Origin of the sequence: Streptomyces sp. 147326 (assembly GCF_045000215.1) — a bacterium.
Taxonomy (GTDB): Bacteria; Actinomycetota; Actinomycetes; order Streptomycetales; family Streptomycetaceae; genus Streptomyces.
The window spans coordinates 3,885,606-3,900,284 of the sequence record NZ_CP134201.1 but is presented as its reverse complement, the minus strand read 5'-3'; the positions used below and the strand labels follow the sequence as shown (position 1 = coordinate 3,900,284).

Sequence of the window (14,679 nt, the reverse complement as noted above, 5' to 3'; positions counted from 1 at the left end):
TTCAACCGCCTTCGCTCACACGGGTGTTGATGCGAGCTATCTCGGAGACCCACTCCTGGCGCTCGCCGTGGGTGAGGTCGAGGATCTCCTCGCGTTGCCAGTGGAAGTGGTAGGCGATGTACGCGATCTCCTCCCTGAGCCGGGGGAGGGCGTACGTCACGATTCCCCCAGGCGCCCACCGGAGAGGTCGACCTCGAAGCCGCCTTCGCAGTGCGGGCAGGTGACCGCCGCGCGGGTGTGGCCCTCGCTGTTGACGCGCCGGTAGAAGTCCTGCAGGAACGCGACGTCGGTCGCGTACATCCGTTCCACGATCCCGGCGTGCACGTCGGTGATGGTGCCGAGCCGGGTGATCACCTGGCTGAGCAGCACCACGCTCAGGTACGCCGGATTCTCCTTGACCCGCAGGTCGATCTGGGGCCGCAGTTCGTCGCGGGCGGTGGCCAGGCGCATCGAGCCGTGCCGGTGCACCGTGCCCGCTTCGTCGACGTAGCCGCGCGGCAGCTCGAACTCGAACTCCGTCCGCAGCCCGTGGTCCTCGCGTGCCGCCGGAGCGGCGGCGGCCGGGGGTGCCACCGCCTGCTCCGGGGCCGTCGTGGGCGCCGTGACCTGGAGGATCTCCTCCAGATTGCCCGCAGTCACCGTACGACGTCTCATTCGACGATGATCTCCTCGAACACGATGGTCACGGACTCGGTGGCCGCGGCGGACTCGCCGGCCTTGAGGGAGGGGCCCTCCCACTTGGAGGCCCAGCCCTGCATCAGCTGGATGCGGCGGACGGTCGCACCCGTGGAGTCCTTGATCTCGATGGTGAGGTTCTGCCGAGCGGTGTCGACGGCCCCGTTGTTCAGGGTCTCCTTGATCCACTTGGTGAACTCGCTGCTCTTGTCGAGTCCCCGGGTGATCGTGACCTCGCCGGCCTGGCGGGCGCCGGGCTGCTTGCGGATGATCTGCTTGCCCTCCGCGCTGACCTGGCGGACCTCGACGACCTCTTCTTCGACGGTCAGGCCGCTGATCTCCTGGATCGATTCGACCAGGTAGCCGCCGAGCTGTACGCCGAAGATATGGGTGGAAAGAGCATCGCCCTCTGCCATGACTGTCCTTCACCTTTCCTTGCTGCCCCGGAGGGTCACTCGTCGATGAGGCTGGTGCTGTCGGAGAACTGGGCCAGCCGGAACACCACGAACTCGGCGGGCTTGACCGGCGACACGCCGATCTCACAGACCACGCGGCCCTGGTCGATCGACTCCTGCGGGTTGTTGTCCCGGTCGCACTTGACGTAGAACGCCTCCGCGGCCGTGCGGCCGAACAGCGCGCCGCGGCGCCACTCCTCGGTGAGGAACGCGGTGACGTTGCGCCGGATGCTGGACCAGAGCCGGTCGTCGTTCGGCTCGAAGACCACCCACTGGGTGCCCAGGAGGATGGACTCCTCCAGGTAGTTGAAGAGGCGGCGCACGTTCAGGTAGCGCCAGGCCGGGTCGGAGGAGAGGGTGCGGGCACCCCAGATCCGGATGCCGCGGCCGGGGAAGGCCCGTACGCAGTTCACGCCGATCGGGTTGAGCAGGTCCTGCTCGCCCTTGCTCAGGCGCAGTTCCAGGTCCACCGCGCCGCGGATCACCTCGTTGGCGGGGGCCTTGTGCACACCGCGCTCGGCGTCGCTGCGCGCCCACACGCCGGCGACGTGGCCGCTCGGCGGGACGGTCGTGTTGCGCCCGGCGGCCGGGTCGAAGACCTTCACCCACGGGTAGTAGAGGGTGGCGTAGCGGGAGTCGTAGCCCGCCTCGTCGTTGCGCCAGGTGCGCACCTGCTGGGCGGAGAGTCCGGGCGGGGTGTCCAGGACGGCCACCCGGTCGCCCATCTGCTCGCAGTGCGAGATCACCGCGAGCTGCACGGTGCGGACGCCTTCGGAGTCGATGTCGCCGCGCTGGTAGGCGCTCATCAGGTCCGGCACCGCGACCATGGTGATCTCGTCGATGGTCTCCAGGCCGGCGAAGCCGGTGCGGGCGGCGGAGTCGCCGACGTACTCGGCCGGGTCGAGCCGGGCCACGCCGCCGCGGCCGGCCGCGGCGGGCGACGCGGCGGGGGCGTCGGGCACGACGACGGTCTGCACGGCGGGCCGGGTCTGGGTGGCGCCCCGCTGCTCGGTGACCTCGATCAGCTTCGAGGCGCGGGCCTGGGTGACGAGGTAGCCCTTGACGTTCTTGCGGGCGGACACCTCGTAGGTCTCGGCCACCTGCTCGCCCTGGCGCACCAGGACCTTGAAGCGGTCCTCGGGCGGGTTCTCGCCCTCCGCCTCGGCGATCTCCACGGACACGCCGGTGGCGCCCGGCCGGGCCGCGATCAGGAAGCCGCCGAGTTCGACCGGCTCCACGGCGCGGGGCTGGGGGGCGGCGCCCGCGGCGGCCGGTGCGGAGGCGTCCTGGGCCTGCCCGCCGATGCGGACGACGTACGCGGCGCCGCCGCCGTTGGCGAAGTACCCGTAGACGGCGTGGGGCAGGTAGGTGCCCTCGGTGAAGCCGCCGAACCGCTGGGAGTACTGGTCCCAGCTGGTGACCAGCGTCGGCTCGTGGAACGGGCCGCTCTGGGCGAAGCCCACGAACGCGGCGACGGCGGTGCCGACCCCTTCGATCGGGCGAGCACCGGACTGCACCTCCTCCACGTACACGCCCGGGGTGAGGTACGTCGGCATGCTCGCTCCTTCGGGTTACGGCTTCACGATCAGGTCTGACCACAGCCTTTCCGGCGGCCGCCCTCGCGGACAAGGGCGTTCGGACCTGGCCGGGGGCAAGTGTGCTGCCCTCCCGGTCGCCCCCGCCGGACCGGCCAGGCACCGTGCCCGGCCCGGCCCGGCCGACCCGCTCACACCTGCGTGACCTCGCCCAGGTACGGCCCGAACTCGCCCTCCAGGACCAGCCGGCCGAGCTTGCGGTACTCCTGGGCGACCGCCGTCACCACCTGGCTCATGGTCAGCGGTTCACCCGAGGCGGCCGCGAAGTAGGCGGCCGTCACGGCGCAGGCCCGGATCGAGCCTCCGGCCAGTTCGAACCGGTCCGCGCAGAAGCCGAGATCGAGGTCGCCGGCCCGGGGCAGCCGGTCGCCGAGACACCGCTCCCACAGGGCCAGGCGCTGGGTGGCGTCGGGGACGGGGAAGTCCGCGACCACGTCCAGGCGGCGGGTGAACGCCTCGTCGAGGTTGGCCCGCAGATTGGTTGTCAGGATGGCGATGCCGTCGAACGACTCCATCCGCTGGAGCAGGTACGCCGACTCCATGTTGGCGTGCTTGTCGTGGGCGTCCTTCACCTCCGAGCGCTTGCCGAAGATCGCGTCGGCCTCGTCGAAGAGCAGCACCGCGTTGACGGCCGACGCCTCGGTGAAGATCCGCTCCAGGTTCTTCTCGGTCTCGCCGACGTACTTGTCGACGACCGTGGACAGGTCCACCACGTACAGGTCCATGCCCAGGTCGGCCGCCACGACCTCGGCGGACATGGTCTTGCCGGTGCCGGAGGACCCGGCGAACAGGGCGATCACCCCGCGCCCGCGCCCGCCGCCGGGCCGCATGCCCCACTGCCCGAGCACCTGGTCGCGGTGGCGGGCGCGCACGGCGAGTTCACGCAGCCGGCGGTGGGTGGGGGCGGGCAGCACCAGGTCGTCCCAGCCCACCGCGGGCTCCACCCGGCGGGCGAGGCGGGCGAGCCCCGCGCCGTTCTGGGCCCGTACGGCGGTGCGCAGGTCGTCGGGGGAGAGGGGGCGGCCGTCGAGTGCGGCGGTGCGCACCGCGGTGTCGGCGGCGCGCCGCAGCTGCCCGGCGTCGAGGCGGTGCGCGGACACGGACCGGGCGAGCGCGTCGGCGTCGCCGCCCGCGCCGTGTTCTCCGTCGGCCCGCTCCAGGGCGTGCCGCCAGCGGGTGACGTGCCGGTCGGGGGTGGGGGACGCCACCGTCAGCGTGACGGGGGTGTCGGCCGCCCAGGCGGGTTCCCAGCCGCTGGTTCCGTACGTGAACAGGGGGATGCCGCGCAGCACGGTGCACAGGGTGCGCAGGACGCGGGCCCGTTCGTCGGGCTGGTCGGGCAGTTCCTCCAGCGGCCCGATCAGCACGCCGGCGCCCGTCAGGCGGGCCTCGCGGGCGGTGGCGCGGGCGAGTTCGGGCAGGGCGCGGGCGTGGTGGGCGAGTGCCGCCGCGTCCAGGGCCAGGGGGCCCGGCCCGTGCGCGTGGAGCGCTGCGGTGGCCAGGCCTTCGGGATCGCCGCCGCGGGTCCGCAGGTGGACGTGGCGGGTGCCGCTGGCTGCGGCGGCGACGGCCTGCCGCAGCTCGGCCGGGTCGACGGCCGGGTCGTCGGTGGCCCGCCGGAGGACTTCGGCCAGGCGCGGGTCGGGGGAGGCGTCGCCGAGGAGATGGGCGGTGATCCGGTCCGGGACGGCCAGCACCCTGGACAGGGGCGGCCGTTCGGGCTCGGTGACCTCCAGCAGGCCGCCCGCGACGAGCGGTGCGGTGGGGGAGAGCCGGAACCGTGCGGCGGCCACGCCGGTGCGGCCGCACAGTTCGAGGGCGAGGCCGACGGTGGGCCGGCGGCGCGTCAGGTCGTCGTTGAGATAGCCGTAGAGCCGTTCGAAGCGGGAGTCCAGGTCCGGCGCCATGGCCACCAGGAGCAGGTCCACGTCGAGCGGGTCCAGCGCGAAGCGCGTGGCGAGGACGTCGAGCGGTGAGCCGGGCGGGGGCGCGGCCGGTGCGGGCGCGGGCAGGCCGGGGCCGTGCGGCGCGTCCAGGATGCGGGTGGCCGCCTCGGGCGTGAGGTACTGGCCCCGGTAGGGGTCGTCCGGGTCGGGATCGACGGCCCGCCGCAGCGCCACGGTCCGGCGTATCCGCTCCTCGACGAGCCGCAGCCGGGTCCACAGGTACGGGGTGGTGTCGGCCGGGACCGCGGGCGCGGTCGCCGGCGGGACGGTGTGCGTCACGGCTGCCGTTCCCCCCGTCGGCGGCGGGCGGGGGCGTTCGGGCGTTCGCGAGAGCCGCCGAAGCCTTCCGGTCCCGGTGCGGTCAGCCCGGTGTAGCGCAGCCGGCGCGCGTTCTCGGCCCCGTCCGGTTCGGCCTGCGGTACGGAGTTCACGACGAGGCCCTCGGTGACCGGCGGGGCCGTGATCGTGCTGATGCCCGCCAGCGGTGCCTTCACGCGCAGCCCGAGGGACGGCTTCAGCTCGCCGCCCAGCGCCGACCACACGTCGGAGGCGGCCGGTGCGTCCATGCCGGTGCCGCCCGCGTCCACGTCCACGAGCAGGCCGAGTTCGGCGAGCGTGCCGGTGAGCAGGCGCGGGGGCAGCGTGTCGGTGTTCACGAGGCAGGAGAGCACCTGGGAGAGCAGCCGGTGCTCGTCCTGCGGCCTGCTCGCCCACGCGGTGACCAGGTACGTCAGCTCGAACCAGCGCGGCGGGGTGCGGCGCGCGACGACGAAGCCGTCCGCGTCGTACACCTCGCCCGCGCCGCTGCCGCGCCGGGTGTGGTCCTCGCGGATGTCGTACAGGAACACGCAGACCGTGGGTGCGCTGCGGCGGGCCGCCCAGTCGCTCGTCGGGGCGTCGAAGACCACCTCGATGCCCGACGCCTCCAGGCCGGACTCCGCCAGCAGGCGGCGCAGCCCTTCGTCGACTTCGTGGATCACCGGCGGGTCACCTCGTCGGGCGGCTGTACCGAGCCGTTGACCACGAGGAAGTCGGTCTGCACCGGTGAGAAGCCCGGGCCGCTCGCGGTGATGGTCCGGGGGCCCGTCTGGTCCTTGGCCAGGATCAGCAGCTGGCCGATGAACGTGCCGTCGCGCTGCGGGAAGGTCGGTGCCGCCGCTGCGGTGATGCCCGGCTTCCACGTGAACCGCACCGGCACGCCGGGCGGGAAGTCCTCGCCGCGCACGGAGGTGACGAAGCCGGGCTTGCCGATCGGCGGCACGGCGACGATGCGCGGCTGGAGGATGCGCAGTTGCTGCTGGGCGGTGTTGTCGCGGGGGTCGGCGTCCGTGCCGGTCGTGGTCAGGTTGCCGGTCACCTGGCCGGTGAGTGCCTTGTCGGGGCTGAGGACGACCCGCAGGACGGTCCGGGCGCCCGGTGCCAGGTCGGGCAGTGCGCACTCCCAGTTCTGGTCGCAGCCCGCCGGCGGCCCGGAGTCGGGCACGCCCTGCGGGAGGCCGATGCGCAGCCGCAGGCCGGTGGCCAGGGCGTTGCGGCCGTTGCGGACGGTGTACGTGACGACGACGCGGCCGCCGACGTAGCCGGGGTTCGGCTGCGCCGTGATGCTCAGCCCGGGGCCGGCCGGGGGCGCGGGCGGCTCCGGCTGCGGGGCCGGTGTCGTGGGCGGGGTCGTCGGCGGGGCCGGGGTCGGCGTCGGCGGGGTGGGGGTGGGCTTCGGCGGGGTGGGCGTGGGCTTCGGGGGTACGGGTGCCTCGCGCACCGGCACCACGGTCCGCCCGGAGTTGTCGCTGGGGCGGGGGTCGAGGACGGTGCCGGTGACCGACCAGTCCACCGGCTGGTCCCCGGGGGTGACGCCGGTGAGGGTGACGGTCACCGTGACGGTGGCGCCGGCGGGCACCACGCCCAGGGTGCAGGTCAGCGCTGCCGCGTCACAGGTGGCTCCGGGTGCGGTGAGCGCGGTGACGCTCACGCCGAGCGGGGGCGCGACGGTCAGCCGGGTACCGGGCGAGGCCGCCGGGCCGTGGTTGACGACGTCCACCCGGACGGTGCCGGAGCCGCCGGCGGTGAGCGGCGCGGCCTTCTCGGGCGCCCGCACCGCGAGGTCCACCGACTGCTGCACGCCGGGTTCCTTCTGGCGGCCCGGCAGGCCGGTGACGAGCAGGTTGTGGTCGCCGGAGGCCACGTCCACCAGCTTCAGCTTCTCCGGGCTGTTGGGGGCCCGTGAGCCGCGGGCACTGAGCACCAGGCTCTTGCCGTCGGCGGTCCATGCGGCGTCGCGGGGCTGGAACGGTCCCTTGGCCGTGGGTTCGGGCAGCTCCCGGCCGCAGGCCCCCGGCACGTCGCGGGCGGCGTCGGGCAGCAGGACCCGGCAGGCACCGCCGGCCGCGGCGGCGAGCAGGATGCCGCTGCGTTCGTCGACGCGGCCGGCGCCGTTCTTGCGGTTGAAGGCGATGGTGGCGCCGTCGGGCGAGAACGCCGGGCTGTCGTCGATGACTTCGCAGGCACCGGGACAGATCGTGGCGCTCAGGTCGCGCTGCCGGTCCAGGTGGTCCACGGGCACGGTCCAGATGTGCTTGTTGCCGCCCCTGTCGTTGATCACGAGGTTGCGGGTGAAGGCCAGTGTCGTGCCGTCGGAGGACCACGTGGGCTGGGCGTCGCCGCCCCGGGCCTGGCCGGCGGGCGGGGCGATCTCGCCGCGGATCGCGCCGGTCGCGGCGTCCGCGATCAGGATGCGCGCGGGTCCCGCGGCGCCGCCGACGCCGCCGGGCGAGGTCCGGGTGAAGGCCAGGAGCTTGCCGTCGGGGGAGAACGTGGGGTCGGTGTCCCAGTCCTTGGGGCCGCGGCCCGCGAGCGGCAGGGCGGTGGGGCTGGTCCCGTCGGCGTTCGCGATCCAGATCCGTTCGATCCGGCCGTCGCGCGTGTCCTCGAAGCGGGTCAGCACGATCCTGCGCCCGTCGGGCGTGTAGTTCTGCCGCTCGGTCCACGGGTCGGAGCCGGGTGCCGGCTGGAACAGCGGGTCCTTGGCCGGGTCGGTGTTGGTGTCGGCCGCCGGGTCCTCCTTGAGGATGTCCAGGCCGAGGTCGCGCGGGTCGGAGCCGTCCATCCGGGCGTCCTGCAGGGTCACCACGTGCGGCCCGGCCGCCGAGATCCGCTCGACCACGGCGCCGCCGCCGGTCAGCGGGCCGAGCCAGGTGGCCGAACCGACCTCGCGGTCCTCGCTGAGCACCAGCTGGGGCGTGTCCGCCGAGTGCGCGGGCACCCGGAAGACGTGGTCCCAGTCGCCCTTGCAGTCGCAGGTGCGGTCCGGGCTGAGGAAGAGCACACCGTTCCCGTCGGGCAGCCACGTTGCCCCGCGGGTACGCCAGTCGGCCTGGGCGCCCGCCAGCAGCGGGCCGCCGCCGCGGCCGTCGGTCCACCGCAGGCGGGGCCCGGCAGGTCCGGTGGCGGTGTAGGCGATCAGGTCCCGGTTCGCCTTGTCGTCCACCGGATTCCACACCGGCTCGGTGGCCGTGCCGTTGCCGGGGTCGGTGACGCGGGTGGCGGCGCCGCCCCGCAGGGGACGTACGTAGACCTGCCGGCCGGTGGCTCCGTCGCTGTCGGAGGAGTACGCCAGGCGTCCGCCCTCCGGCGAGACCGTGGGGTGCTCCTCGTTCGCGGGGGAGTCGGTCAGCCGGGTGAGGCCGGTGCCATCGGTGCGCACCAGCCACAGGTCGCGCTGGACGCCGCCGGACGGGGCGGGCTGGGCCGAGTCGAAGACGACCGACCGGCCGTCCGGGGTCAGCCGGGGGTTGGCCGCGTCCAGGCCGCTGGTCAGGCGCCGCACCGAGCCGTCCGCGGAACGCAGGTAGACCTGCGGGGTCCGCTCGTCGCGGCGGCCGGCGAAGACCAGCTGGTCGCCCAGTGCGGCCGGCTGGGTGTCCAGGTGGGCCGGGCCCTCGCCGAACAGCGGGGTGCTGGACGTGCCGGTCGCCACCCGGCCCAGACTGCGGTGGCGCGTACCGGCGTACACGACCCGGCCGTCACCGGCGTCGGCCGCCAGGGGGCGCGCCTCGGCGTCGCCCGGGCCGGTGGCCGCCGTCACCGCGAGCAAGGGCACCAGCAGCAGCAGCGGCGCGCCGGCCCTCCCCCAGCGGCGTCGACGACTGCCGGAGCCACCCGTGCCCATCACGGTCCACCTCACAGTCCGGTACAGCATTCACGTATGACCCCGCCACCTTGCGGCCCGGTACGTGCGGCCGGCAGGGCCGCGGGGCCGCACCCGGGGGAAGCACCCGGTGCGCTTTCGGGCAGCGGGGGGTGCGGCCCGCCGGCCCTCGCCGTGCGCGCCGGCGCCCGCCGTACGGTCAGATCAGCCCGTTGCGCAGGGCGTAGCCGACCGCATGCGTGCGATTGCGCAGCTGCAGCCGCGTGATGATCTCGTGCAGCACGTTCTTGACGGTCCGTTCGGAGTACGAGGTCTTGCGCGCGATCTCCGAGGTGTCCAGGCCCTCCGACACCAGGCGCAGCATGTCGGCCTCGCGCGCGGTGAGGGTGGACAGGGACACGGCGTGCGGGTCGAGGGTCGAACGCTGCAGGCTGCCCACGTGGTCGAGGAGTTTCGCGAGCAGGTCGCCGGGCAGCACGCCCTCACCGTTGGCTATCGCCAGGACCAGGCGCAGGAGCCGGTCCTGGTCGGCCTCGGCGCGCCTCAGCACCGCGGTGACCCCGCATTCGATGGCGCGCTGCAAGGCGTCCCCGGACTCGAACGTGCCCACCACGAGCCCGGTGCGCGTGCCGGAGTTGTGCCGCAGCCGGTACAGCAGGGCGGCCGTCTCGTCGTCCACGCTGTCCACGGCGACGAGCGACACCTGCGCGCCGCCGGCGTCGGCGACGTCGACGAGTTCGATCTCGCGCCGCTGGCGCAACTGGTGGACGACTCCGACGTGCAGGACCGGGTCCGGCGCGTACACGGCCACGGTGACCCGTTCGCCGGCGCCGGATGAGGAGGCGGGTGCGTAGTTCTCAGGCTGGGTCATGTGTTGTCGTACCTGTTCCAGGATGCGTATGTGGGGCCACGGATGGAGGGGAATGGTCAACAGGGGTGTGAGTAGCCGTAGTTGCTGAGCGTCTGTGGGGGCATCAGGGTTGCCCGGGGCGTTGCCCTCGCGTCCGTGGAAGCGGCAGGTACGGCGGCGTAGCGTCGAGGCGTGATATCCCCTGCAGCCTCTTCCAGCCCTGGCGCGCCCGGCCTCGACATCCCGCCGGTGTCGGTGACGCCGGGCGGTAGCGCATCCACCAGCCTGACCGTCCGCAACGACAGCGACATCGTCGAGGCGTACCGCCTGGAGGTCGTGGGCGACTGCGCTGCCTGGACCACGGTGGAACCCGAGCGCGTCTCCCTCTACCCCGGCACCTCGGAAACGGTGACGATCCGTCTGGAGCCGCCCCGTTCGTCGCAGGTGCGCGCGGGGGACGTGCCGCTCGCCGTGCGCGTGCTGCCCACCGAGCACCCCGAGGCCGTGCGGGTCCCCGAGACCACCGTGCATATCGAGGCATTCCGGGAACTCCGGGCTGAGAGCGCTCCCAAACGGCGCCGCGGCTGGCTGCGCGGACGCTATCGACTGGCCGTGCGCAACGAGGGCAACTGCCCCGTGCAGCTGGGCTTCACGCCCGCCCAGCCGGGGGAGGAGCTGAAGTTCGCCTTCACCCCCGCGGCGCTGAAGCTGGAGCCGGGGGAGTCGGCGGAGGTGGGACTGCGGGTCCGCACCGGCAGTCCGGTGTGGTTCGGGACGCCGGTGACCTGGCCGTTCACCGTGGAAGTGGCCGAAACCGGAGCCGCGGCCGGTGACAGCGCCGCGGACGGTGGCGGCGAGGAGGGCAGGGAGCGGCCGGGGCAGGTCCCCGTCCGGGCGACGCTGGACGCGGAGTTCGTCCAGATCCCGATCTTCCCGACGTGGCTGCTCGCGGTGCTGGCCGCACTGCTCGCGCTGCTGCTTGCCTGGTTCCTGCTGGTACGTCCGGCCGTGCGCAGCACGGCCAAGGAGGCCGCCGACGAGGCGGTCCAGAAGAAGCCGACGCCCAGCGCGGACCTGAACGGGCAGACCCCGGTGACCGGCGACGGCAAGCAGCCGGGCGGCGGAGGCAAGGGCGCCCAGCCCGGCGCGGGCGGAGCCGGTACGGGGACCGGTACGGGTACGGGAGCCGGCGGCGGAGGCGGCGGTACGGGATCCGGAGGACAGCAGAGCTCGGCCACCATCGACCTGCAGACCGGCGGTGGGCAGAGCAAGACCGGCACCTACACGGTCCCCGCGGGCAAGGTCTTCGGGATCACGGACATCGTGGTCGCGAACTTCCAGGGCGACGAAGGCGTGGTCACCATCGACTTCGGCGACCGAAAGATCACCACGATCGCGCTGGAGACGTTCCGCAACCAGGACTACCACTGGGTCACCCCCATCAGCATCACCGAGAGCCAGACTGTGACCGTCCAGGTGACCTGTGCGAAGCCGGGCACCCCGGCCACCGGCCGTCAGGCGCAGGAGTGTCACGAGGTACTCAATGTGAGCGGAGTGCTGAGCGACCTCCGGTGACCCGAGCGGCAGGGCCATCGTCGGTCAGGTTGCACGCCAGGGCAAAGGGGGCCTTTGTCCTGGCGTCCGGAAATCGTTACTCCTGAGTAGCGAACGGACGTTCCCGCCGCGACCGCGCGCTTTCATTTCTGCAATGCCTGGACCGGTTAACCCGGGTACGCAGGACACCAGCTGACGAAGCGCCAAAGATGGCCTGTTTTCGACTCTCTCTTTTGGTCCGGTCAGTGGGTAGGGACACCCACCTCGGGATGTCGGGGTGCAGCAGCTGATCGCCTGGCATATTGCGCAGCAACCTGCACCGGACGTCACCGTGCACGACACGGCGCGAAGGCCGATCCAACAGCCCTTGGCCGTGGCAATCTGCTCGCCAGCGCAAGGGTTTGGAGCGGAGGAGAGCACGTCCGTGGGTGTCACTGTCAATCCCACCGTCAGCAGGCGGCGACTGGGTTCGGAGCTGCGCCGGCTCCGGGAGATCAGCGGTATGACGACGCAGCAGGTGGCGGCACGCCTGCTGATTTCCCAGCCCAAGATCAGCCTGCTGGAGAACGGCCGCCGCCTCATCAAGCCGCGCGACGTGCGGGATCTCTGCGGGCTGTACGGGGTCCGGGATCGGCGGCGCGTCGACCACTTGATGCAACTGGCCAGGGAATCGGGCCGGCCGGGCTGGTGGAACGCCTACGACGACATCCCGTACGGCGCCTACATCGGCCTGGAGGCCGAGGCCGCCGCGATCCGCATCTACGAGCCCTTCGTGATCCCCGGCCTGCTGCAGACTCCCGCGTACGCCCGGGCGGTCATCGCAGGAACGATCCCTCATGCCACTGCCGAACAGGCCGCCACACGCCTCCAGGTGCGGATGCGGCGCCAGGACCGGCTGCGCGCGCCGGGCAACCCGCTGCGCTTATGGGTCGTGCTGGACGAATCGGCGCTGCGGCGCGTGGTGGGCGACCGCGAGGTCATGCGCGAGCAGTTGGACCATGTGATCCGCCTCAGCGCCCAGCCGCTCATCACCCTTCAGGTCCTCCCCCACGGTGTGGGTGCGCACCCGGGCGTCTCGGGACAGTTCTCGCTGCTCGAGTTCGCCGATGCCGCCGATGCGACCGTGGTGTATCTGGAGAGGTTCACCAGCGACCTCTATCTGGAGAAACGATCCGACGTGCGACGCTACGGCGACATGTACGCGCACCTGCAAGGCCGGGCACTGAGTCCGGACCGTACCCGGAACTTCCTTGAGGAAGCCGTCGAGGCGCACGCGGGCACGGACCCCACTGAGCCCCTGGACGGAGCGTCCAGGGGCTCAGCCGCCGAACGGCGGACCGGATGGAAGACGGTCACGCCTGCGACGGGCTAGTCCTGTCGGGTGGTTGCACCTCGCCGGGTCCGCTTCATGGCGAAGAAGGCCGAGCCTCCGATGAAGGCGAGCGCGGCTGCGGTGGCGGTCATGATGCCGGCCTCGCTGCCCGAGCCGGTCGTCGCGGCGAGGTCTGCCGACGCCACCTTCGGCTGCCGGTCGGTGGCGGCGCTCACGTGGGCGAAGTTGACGCTCTTGGCGGTGTGGTCGGGGCGGAACTGGCCCAGAGCGTCGTCGAGGCCGCCGGGCAGGAAGTCAGCCCACGGGGGCTTGCCCTGGTCGGGGCGGTCGGGGCCGTCGTGACCGTGGCCGGGCGGCTTTCCGTGGTCGTCGTCGTGACCGTGGCCGGGCTTGCCGTGGTCGTCATCGCGACCGTGATCGCCCTCGTCGCCCTCGTCGCCCTCGTCGCCCTCGTCGTCGTGACCGTGGTCGTGGTCGTGGTCGCCCGAGTCACCCTTTTCGCCCTTGTCACCGCGAGGCCCCTTGGGTCCTGCGGGTCCGGCGGGTCCTGCCGGTCCGGCGGGTCCGGCCGGCCCTGCGGGTCCTACGGGTCCTGCCGGTCCGGCGGGTCCGGCAGGGCCGGGGGAACCGCTGGGGCCGGGAGCGCCGTCGGGGCCGGGGTTGCCGTCGGGGCCGGGTGCACCGGGTGCACCGGGTGCGCCGGGGCTGCCGGACGGGCCGGGGGCTCCGTCGGGACCGGGTGCGCCAGGGGCGCCGGGGCTGCCGGACGGGCCGGGGGCACCCGTCGGACCGGGGGCACCCGTCGGACCGGGAGCGCCGGGGCTGCCGTCGGGGCCGGGGGCGCCGGTCGGGCCGGGCGAGCCGTCGGGGCCGGGGGCACCCGTCGGACCGGGGGCGCCGGTCGGGCCGGGCGAGCCGTCGGGGCCGGGGGCACCCGTCGGGCCGGGGGCACCCGTCGGACCGGGGGCGCCGGTCGGGCCGGGCGAGCCGTCGGGGCCGGGGGCACCCGTCGGGCCGGGCGAACCGGTCGGTCCGGGCGAACCAGTCGGTCCGGGCGGGCCGGTCGGTCCGGGCGAACCAGTCGGTCCGGGCGGGCCGGTCGGGCCGGGCGAGCCGGTCGGTCCGGGAGGCCCGCTCGGCCCGGGCGGGCCAACGGCGCAGGCCGCCCTCGTGATGGTGTTGGTGTCCAGCGTCACCGCACCATTACGCGCCAGGGCGCGGCCTTCGAGCACGGCGCCGGTGTTCAGCGTGATGGACGTCAGGGCCAGGATGTTGCCCTTGAACTGCGTGTTCGTGTCGAGCGTGGCGGAGCTGCCCACCTGCCAGAACACGTTGCAGGCATTTGCTCCGTTGATCAGGGCCACGACGCTGTTCGGAGCCGTGATCAGGGTCGAGGGGATCTGGAAGATGAAGACGGCTTCGGGGTTGTTCTGGCCGTCGAGGGTGACCGTGCCGGTGAGGTTCAGTGTCGACGAGGCCGTGTAGACGCCGGGCGCCAGCGTCAGTCCGCCGATATCGGGCGGAGTGGCGGTGCCGGGGCCCCGGCTTGCCGCGTCGTTGTAGGCGATGACGAGGTCGGACTTCGCCTGAGCGGCGGCGGCGTCGGTGATGTGCTGCGTTCCGTTGACGATGCCGGGCGGGAAGCCGGTCACCGAGGTGCCCGGGTGGAGCCCCAGATCGCCGTTGATCACGGTGGGGCCCGTGTTGGTGACCGTCGAACCAGCCAGGACCGCGTAATTGGTGGCGGTCCCCAGGTTCACGGGGGCTTCCAAGGCGTGTGCGAGGTTCGGCACCAGGGTTGCCGCCGCCAGAAGCGCTGCGGGGAGCAGGACGAGGACTCCCCGTTTGAACAGACTGCGTCGAGGCCTTTTGTCGGGTGGACCCGACCGGATGACATCCAATGCCACAGCAGGACCTTTCTTGTTGCTTCGGGTCTCAGTCCTCCCGAAGGAGGTGCCCGAGCGCCCGCGACGATGGCTCCTCAGGGCCGCAAGCCCCCCTGCCTGCGTCGGCGTGCAGGCTCCCCGTGAGCGGGGACCGAGAGCGACTGCCCGAGGTAGTGATACGCCGTCACGCGGGAGTAGTCACGCATATTTCACAGCAATAGGCGACAAATCGGAAAAAATG

General features: G+C 73.0%; 11 protein-coding genes. 2 read left to right on the top strand and 9 right to left on the bottom strand.

The window, feature by feature from the left end:
- Nucleotide 1: 1 nt before the first annotated feature.
- The 8 genes from RIU97_RS17385 to RIU97_RS17350 all read right to left on the bottom strand — a co-directional run bounded on the left by RIU97_RS17385 (nucleotide 2) and on the right by RIU97_RS17350 (nucleotide 9,686).
- On the bottom strand, nucleotides 2-160 hold the full coding sequence (locus RIU97_RS17385) for a DUF6760 family protein (RefSeq protein ID WP_404957765.1): 159 nt from the start codon (nucleotides 158-160) through the stop codon (nucleotides 2-4).
- The gene (locus RIU97_RS17380; protein ID WP_361761634.1) at nucleotides 157-654 is read right to left on the bottom strand and encodes a hypothetical protein; all 498 of its coding nucleotides are present in this window, start codon (nucleotides 652-654) and stop codon (nucleotides 157-159) included. Before RIU97_RS17380 ends, RIU97_RS17385 begins: the two co-directional genes overlap by 4 nt.
- Nucleotides 651-1,091 (bottom strand): phage tail protein, encoded by a 441-nt coding sequence (locus tag RIU97_RS17375; protein WP_030388073.1) that lies wholly within the window; start codon nucleotides 1,089-1,091, stop codon nucleotides 651-653. Before RIU97_RS17375 ends, RIU97_RS17380 begins: the two co-directional genes overlap by 4 nt.
- 35 nt (nucleotides 1,092-1,126) lie before the next feature.
- Nucleotides 1,127-2,686, bottom strand: coding sequence for a phage tail sheath family protein (locus RIU97_RS17370; protein WP_404957762.1), 1,560 nt, complete (start codon nucleotides 2,684-2,686; stop codon nucleotides 1,127-1,129).
- 170 nt (nucleotides 2,687-2,856) lie between these two features.
- The gene (locus tag RIU97_RS17365) at nucleotides 2,857-4,950 is read right to left on the bottom strand and encodes an ATP-binding protein (protein WP_404957760.1); all 2,094 of its coding nucleotides are present in this window, start codon (nucleotides 4,948-4,950) and stop codon (nucleotides 2,857-2,859) included.
- Nucleotides 4,947-5,651: a DUF4255 domain-containing protein gene (locus RIU97_RS17360; RefSeq protein ID WP_404957758.1), complete on the bottom strand. Its 705-nt coding sequence runs from the start codon at nucleotides 5,649-5,651 to the stop codon at nucleotides 4,947-4,949. Before RIU97_RS17360 ends, RIU97_RS17365 begins: the two co-directional genes overlap by 4 nt.
- Nucleotides 5,648-8,836: a hypothetical protein gene (locus tag RIU97_RS17355; protein ID WP_404957756.1), complete on the bottom strand. Its 3,189-nt coding sequence runs from the start codon at nucleotides 8,834-8,836 to the stop codon at nucleotides 5,648-5,650. Before RIU97_RS17355 ends, RIU97_RS17360 begins: the two co-directional genes overlap by 4 nt.
- Before the next feature lie 178 nt (nucleotides 8,837-9,014).
- The gene (locus tag RIU97_RS17350) at nucleotides 9,015-9,686 is read right to left on the bottom strand and encodes a LuxR C-terminal-related transcriptional regulator (RefSeq protein WP_404957753.1); all 672 of its coding nucleotides are present in this window, start codon (nucleotides 9,684-9,686) and stop codon (nucleotides 9,015-9,017) included.
- 171 nt (nucleotides 9,687-9,857) lie between these two features.
- Between RIU97_RS17350 and RIU97_RS17345 the strand changes: the two genes are divergently transcribed.
- Together RIU97_RS17345 and RIU97_RS17340 are read left to right on the top strand one after the other, a co-directional pair.
- On the top strand, nucleotides 9,858-11,240 hold the full coding sequence (locus RIU97_RS17345) for a hydrolytic protein (protein WP_404957751.1): 1,383 nt from the start codon (nucleotides 9,858-9,860) through the stop codon (nucleotides 11,238-11,240).
- 403 nt (nucleotides 11,241-11,643) lie between these two features.
- Entirely contained in the window at nucleotides 11,644-12,591 is a 948-nt protein-coding gene (locus RIU97_RS17340) for a helix-turn-helix domain-containing protein (protein ID WP_404962867.1), read from the top strand.
- Here RIU97_RS17340 and RIU97_RS17335 read toward each other — a convergent pair.
- Nucleotides 12,588-14,312: an ice-binding family protein gene (locus RIU97_RS17335; protein ID WP_404957749.1), complete on the bottom strand. Its 1,725-nt coding sequence runs from the start codon at nucleotides 14,310-14,312 to the stop codon at nucleotides 12,588-12,590. The two genes, RIU97_RS17340 and RIU97_RS17335, sit on opposite strands and share 4 nt — an antisense overlap.
- Nucleotides 14,313-14,679 lie beyond the last annotated feature (367 nt).

Excerpts from the sequence above, each read along its gene's own strand:
- RIU97_RS17380 (WP_361761634.1), bottom strand. The coding sequence starts at position 654 with ATGAGACGTCGTACGGTGACTGCGGGCAATCTGGAGGAGATCCTCCAG.
- RIU97_RS17375 (WP_030388073.1), bottom strand. The coding sequence starts at position 1,091 with ATGGCAGAGGGCGATGCTCTTTCCACCCATATCTTCGGCGTACAGCTC.
- RIU97_RS17370 (WP_404957762.1), bottom strand. The coding sequence starts at position 2,686 with ATGCCGACGTACCTCACCCCGGGCGTGTACGTGGAGGAGGTGCAGTCC.
- RIU97_RS17355 (WP_404957756.1), bottom strand. The coding sequence starts at position 8,836 with ATGGGCACGGGTGGCTCCGGCAGTCGTCGACGCCGCTGGGGGAGGGCC.
- RIU97_RS17350 (WP_404957753.1), bottom strand. The coding sequence starts at position 9,686 with ATGACCCAGCCTGAGAACTACGCACCCGCCTCCTCATCCGGCGCCGGC.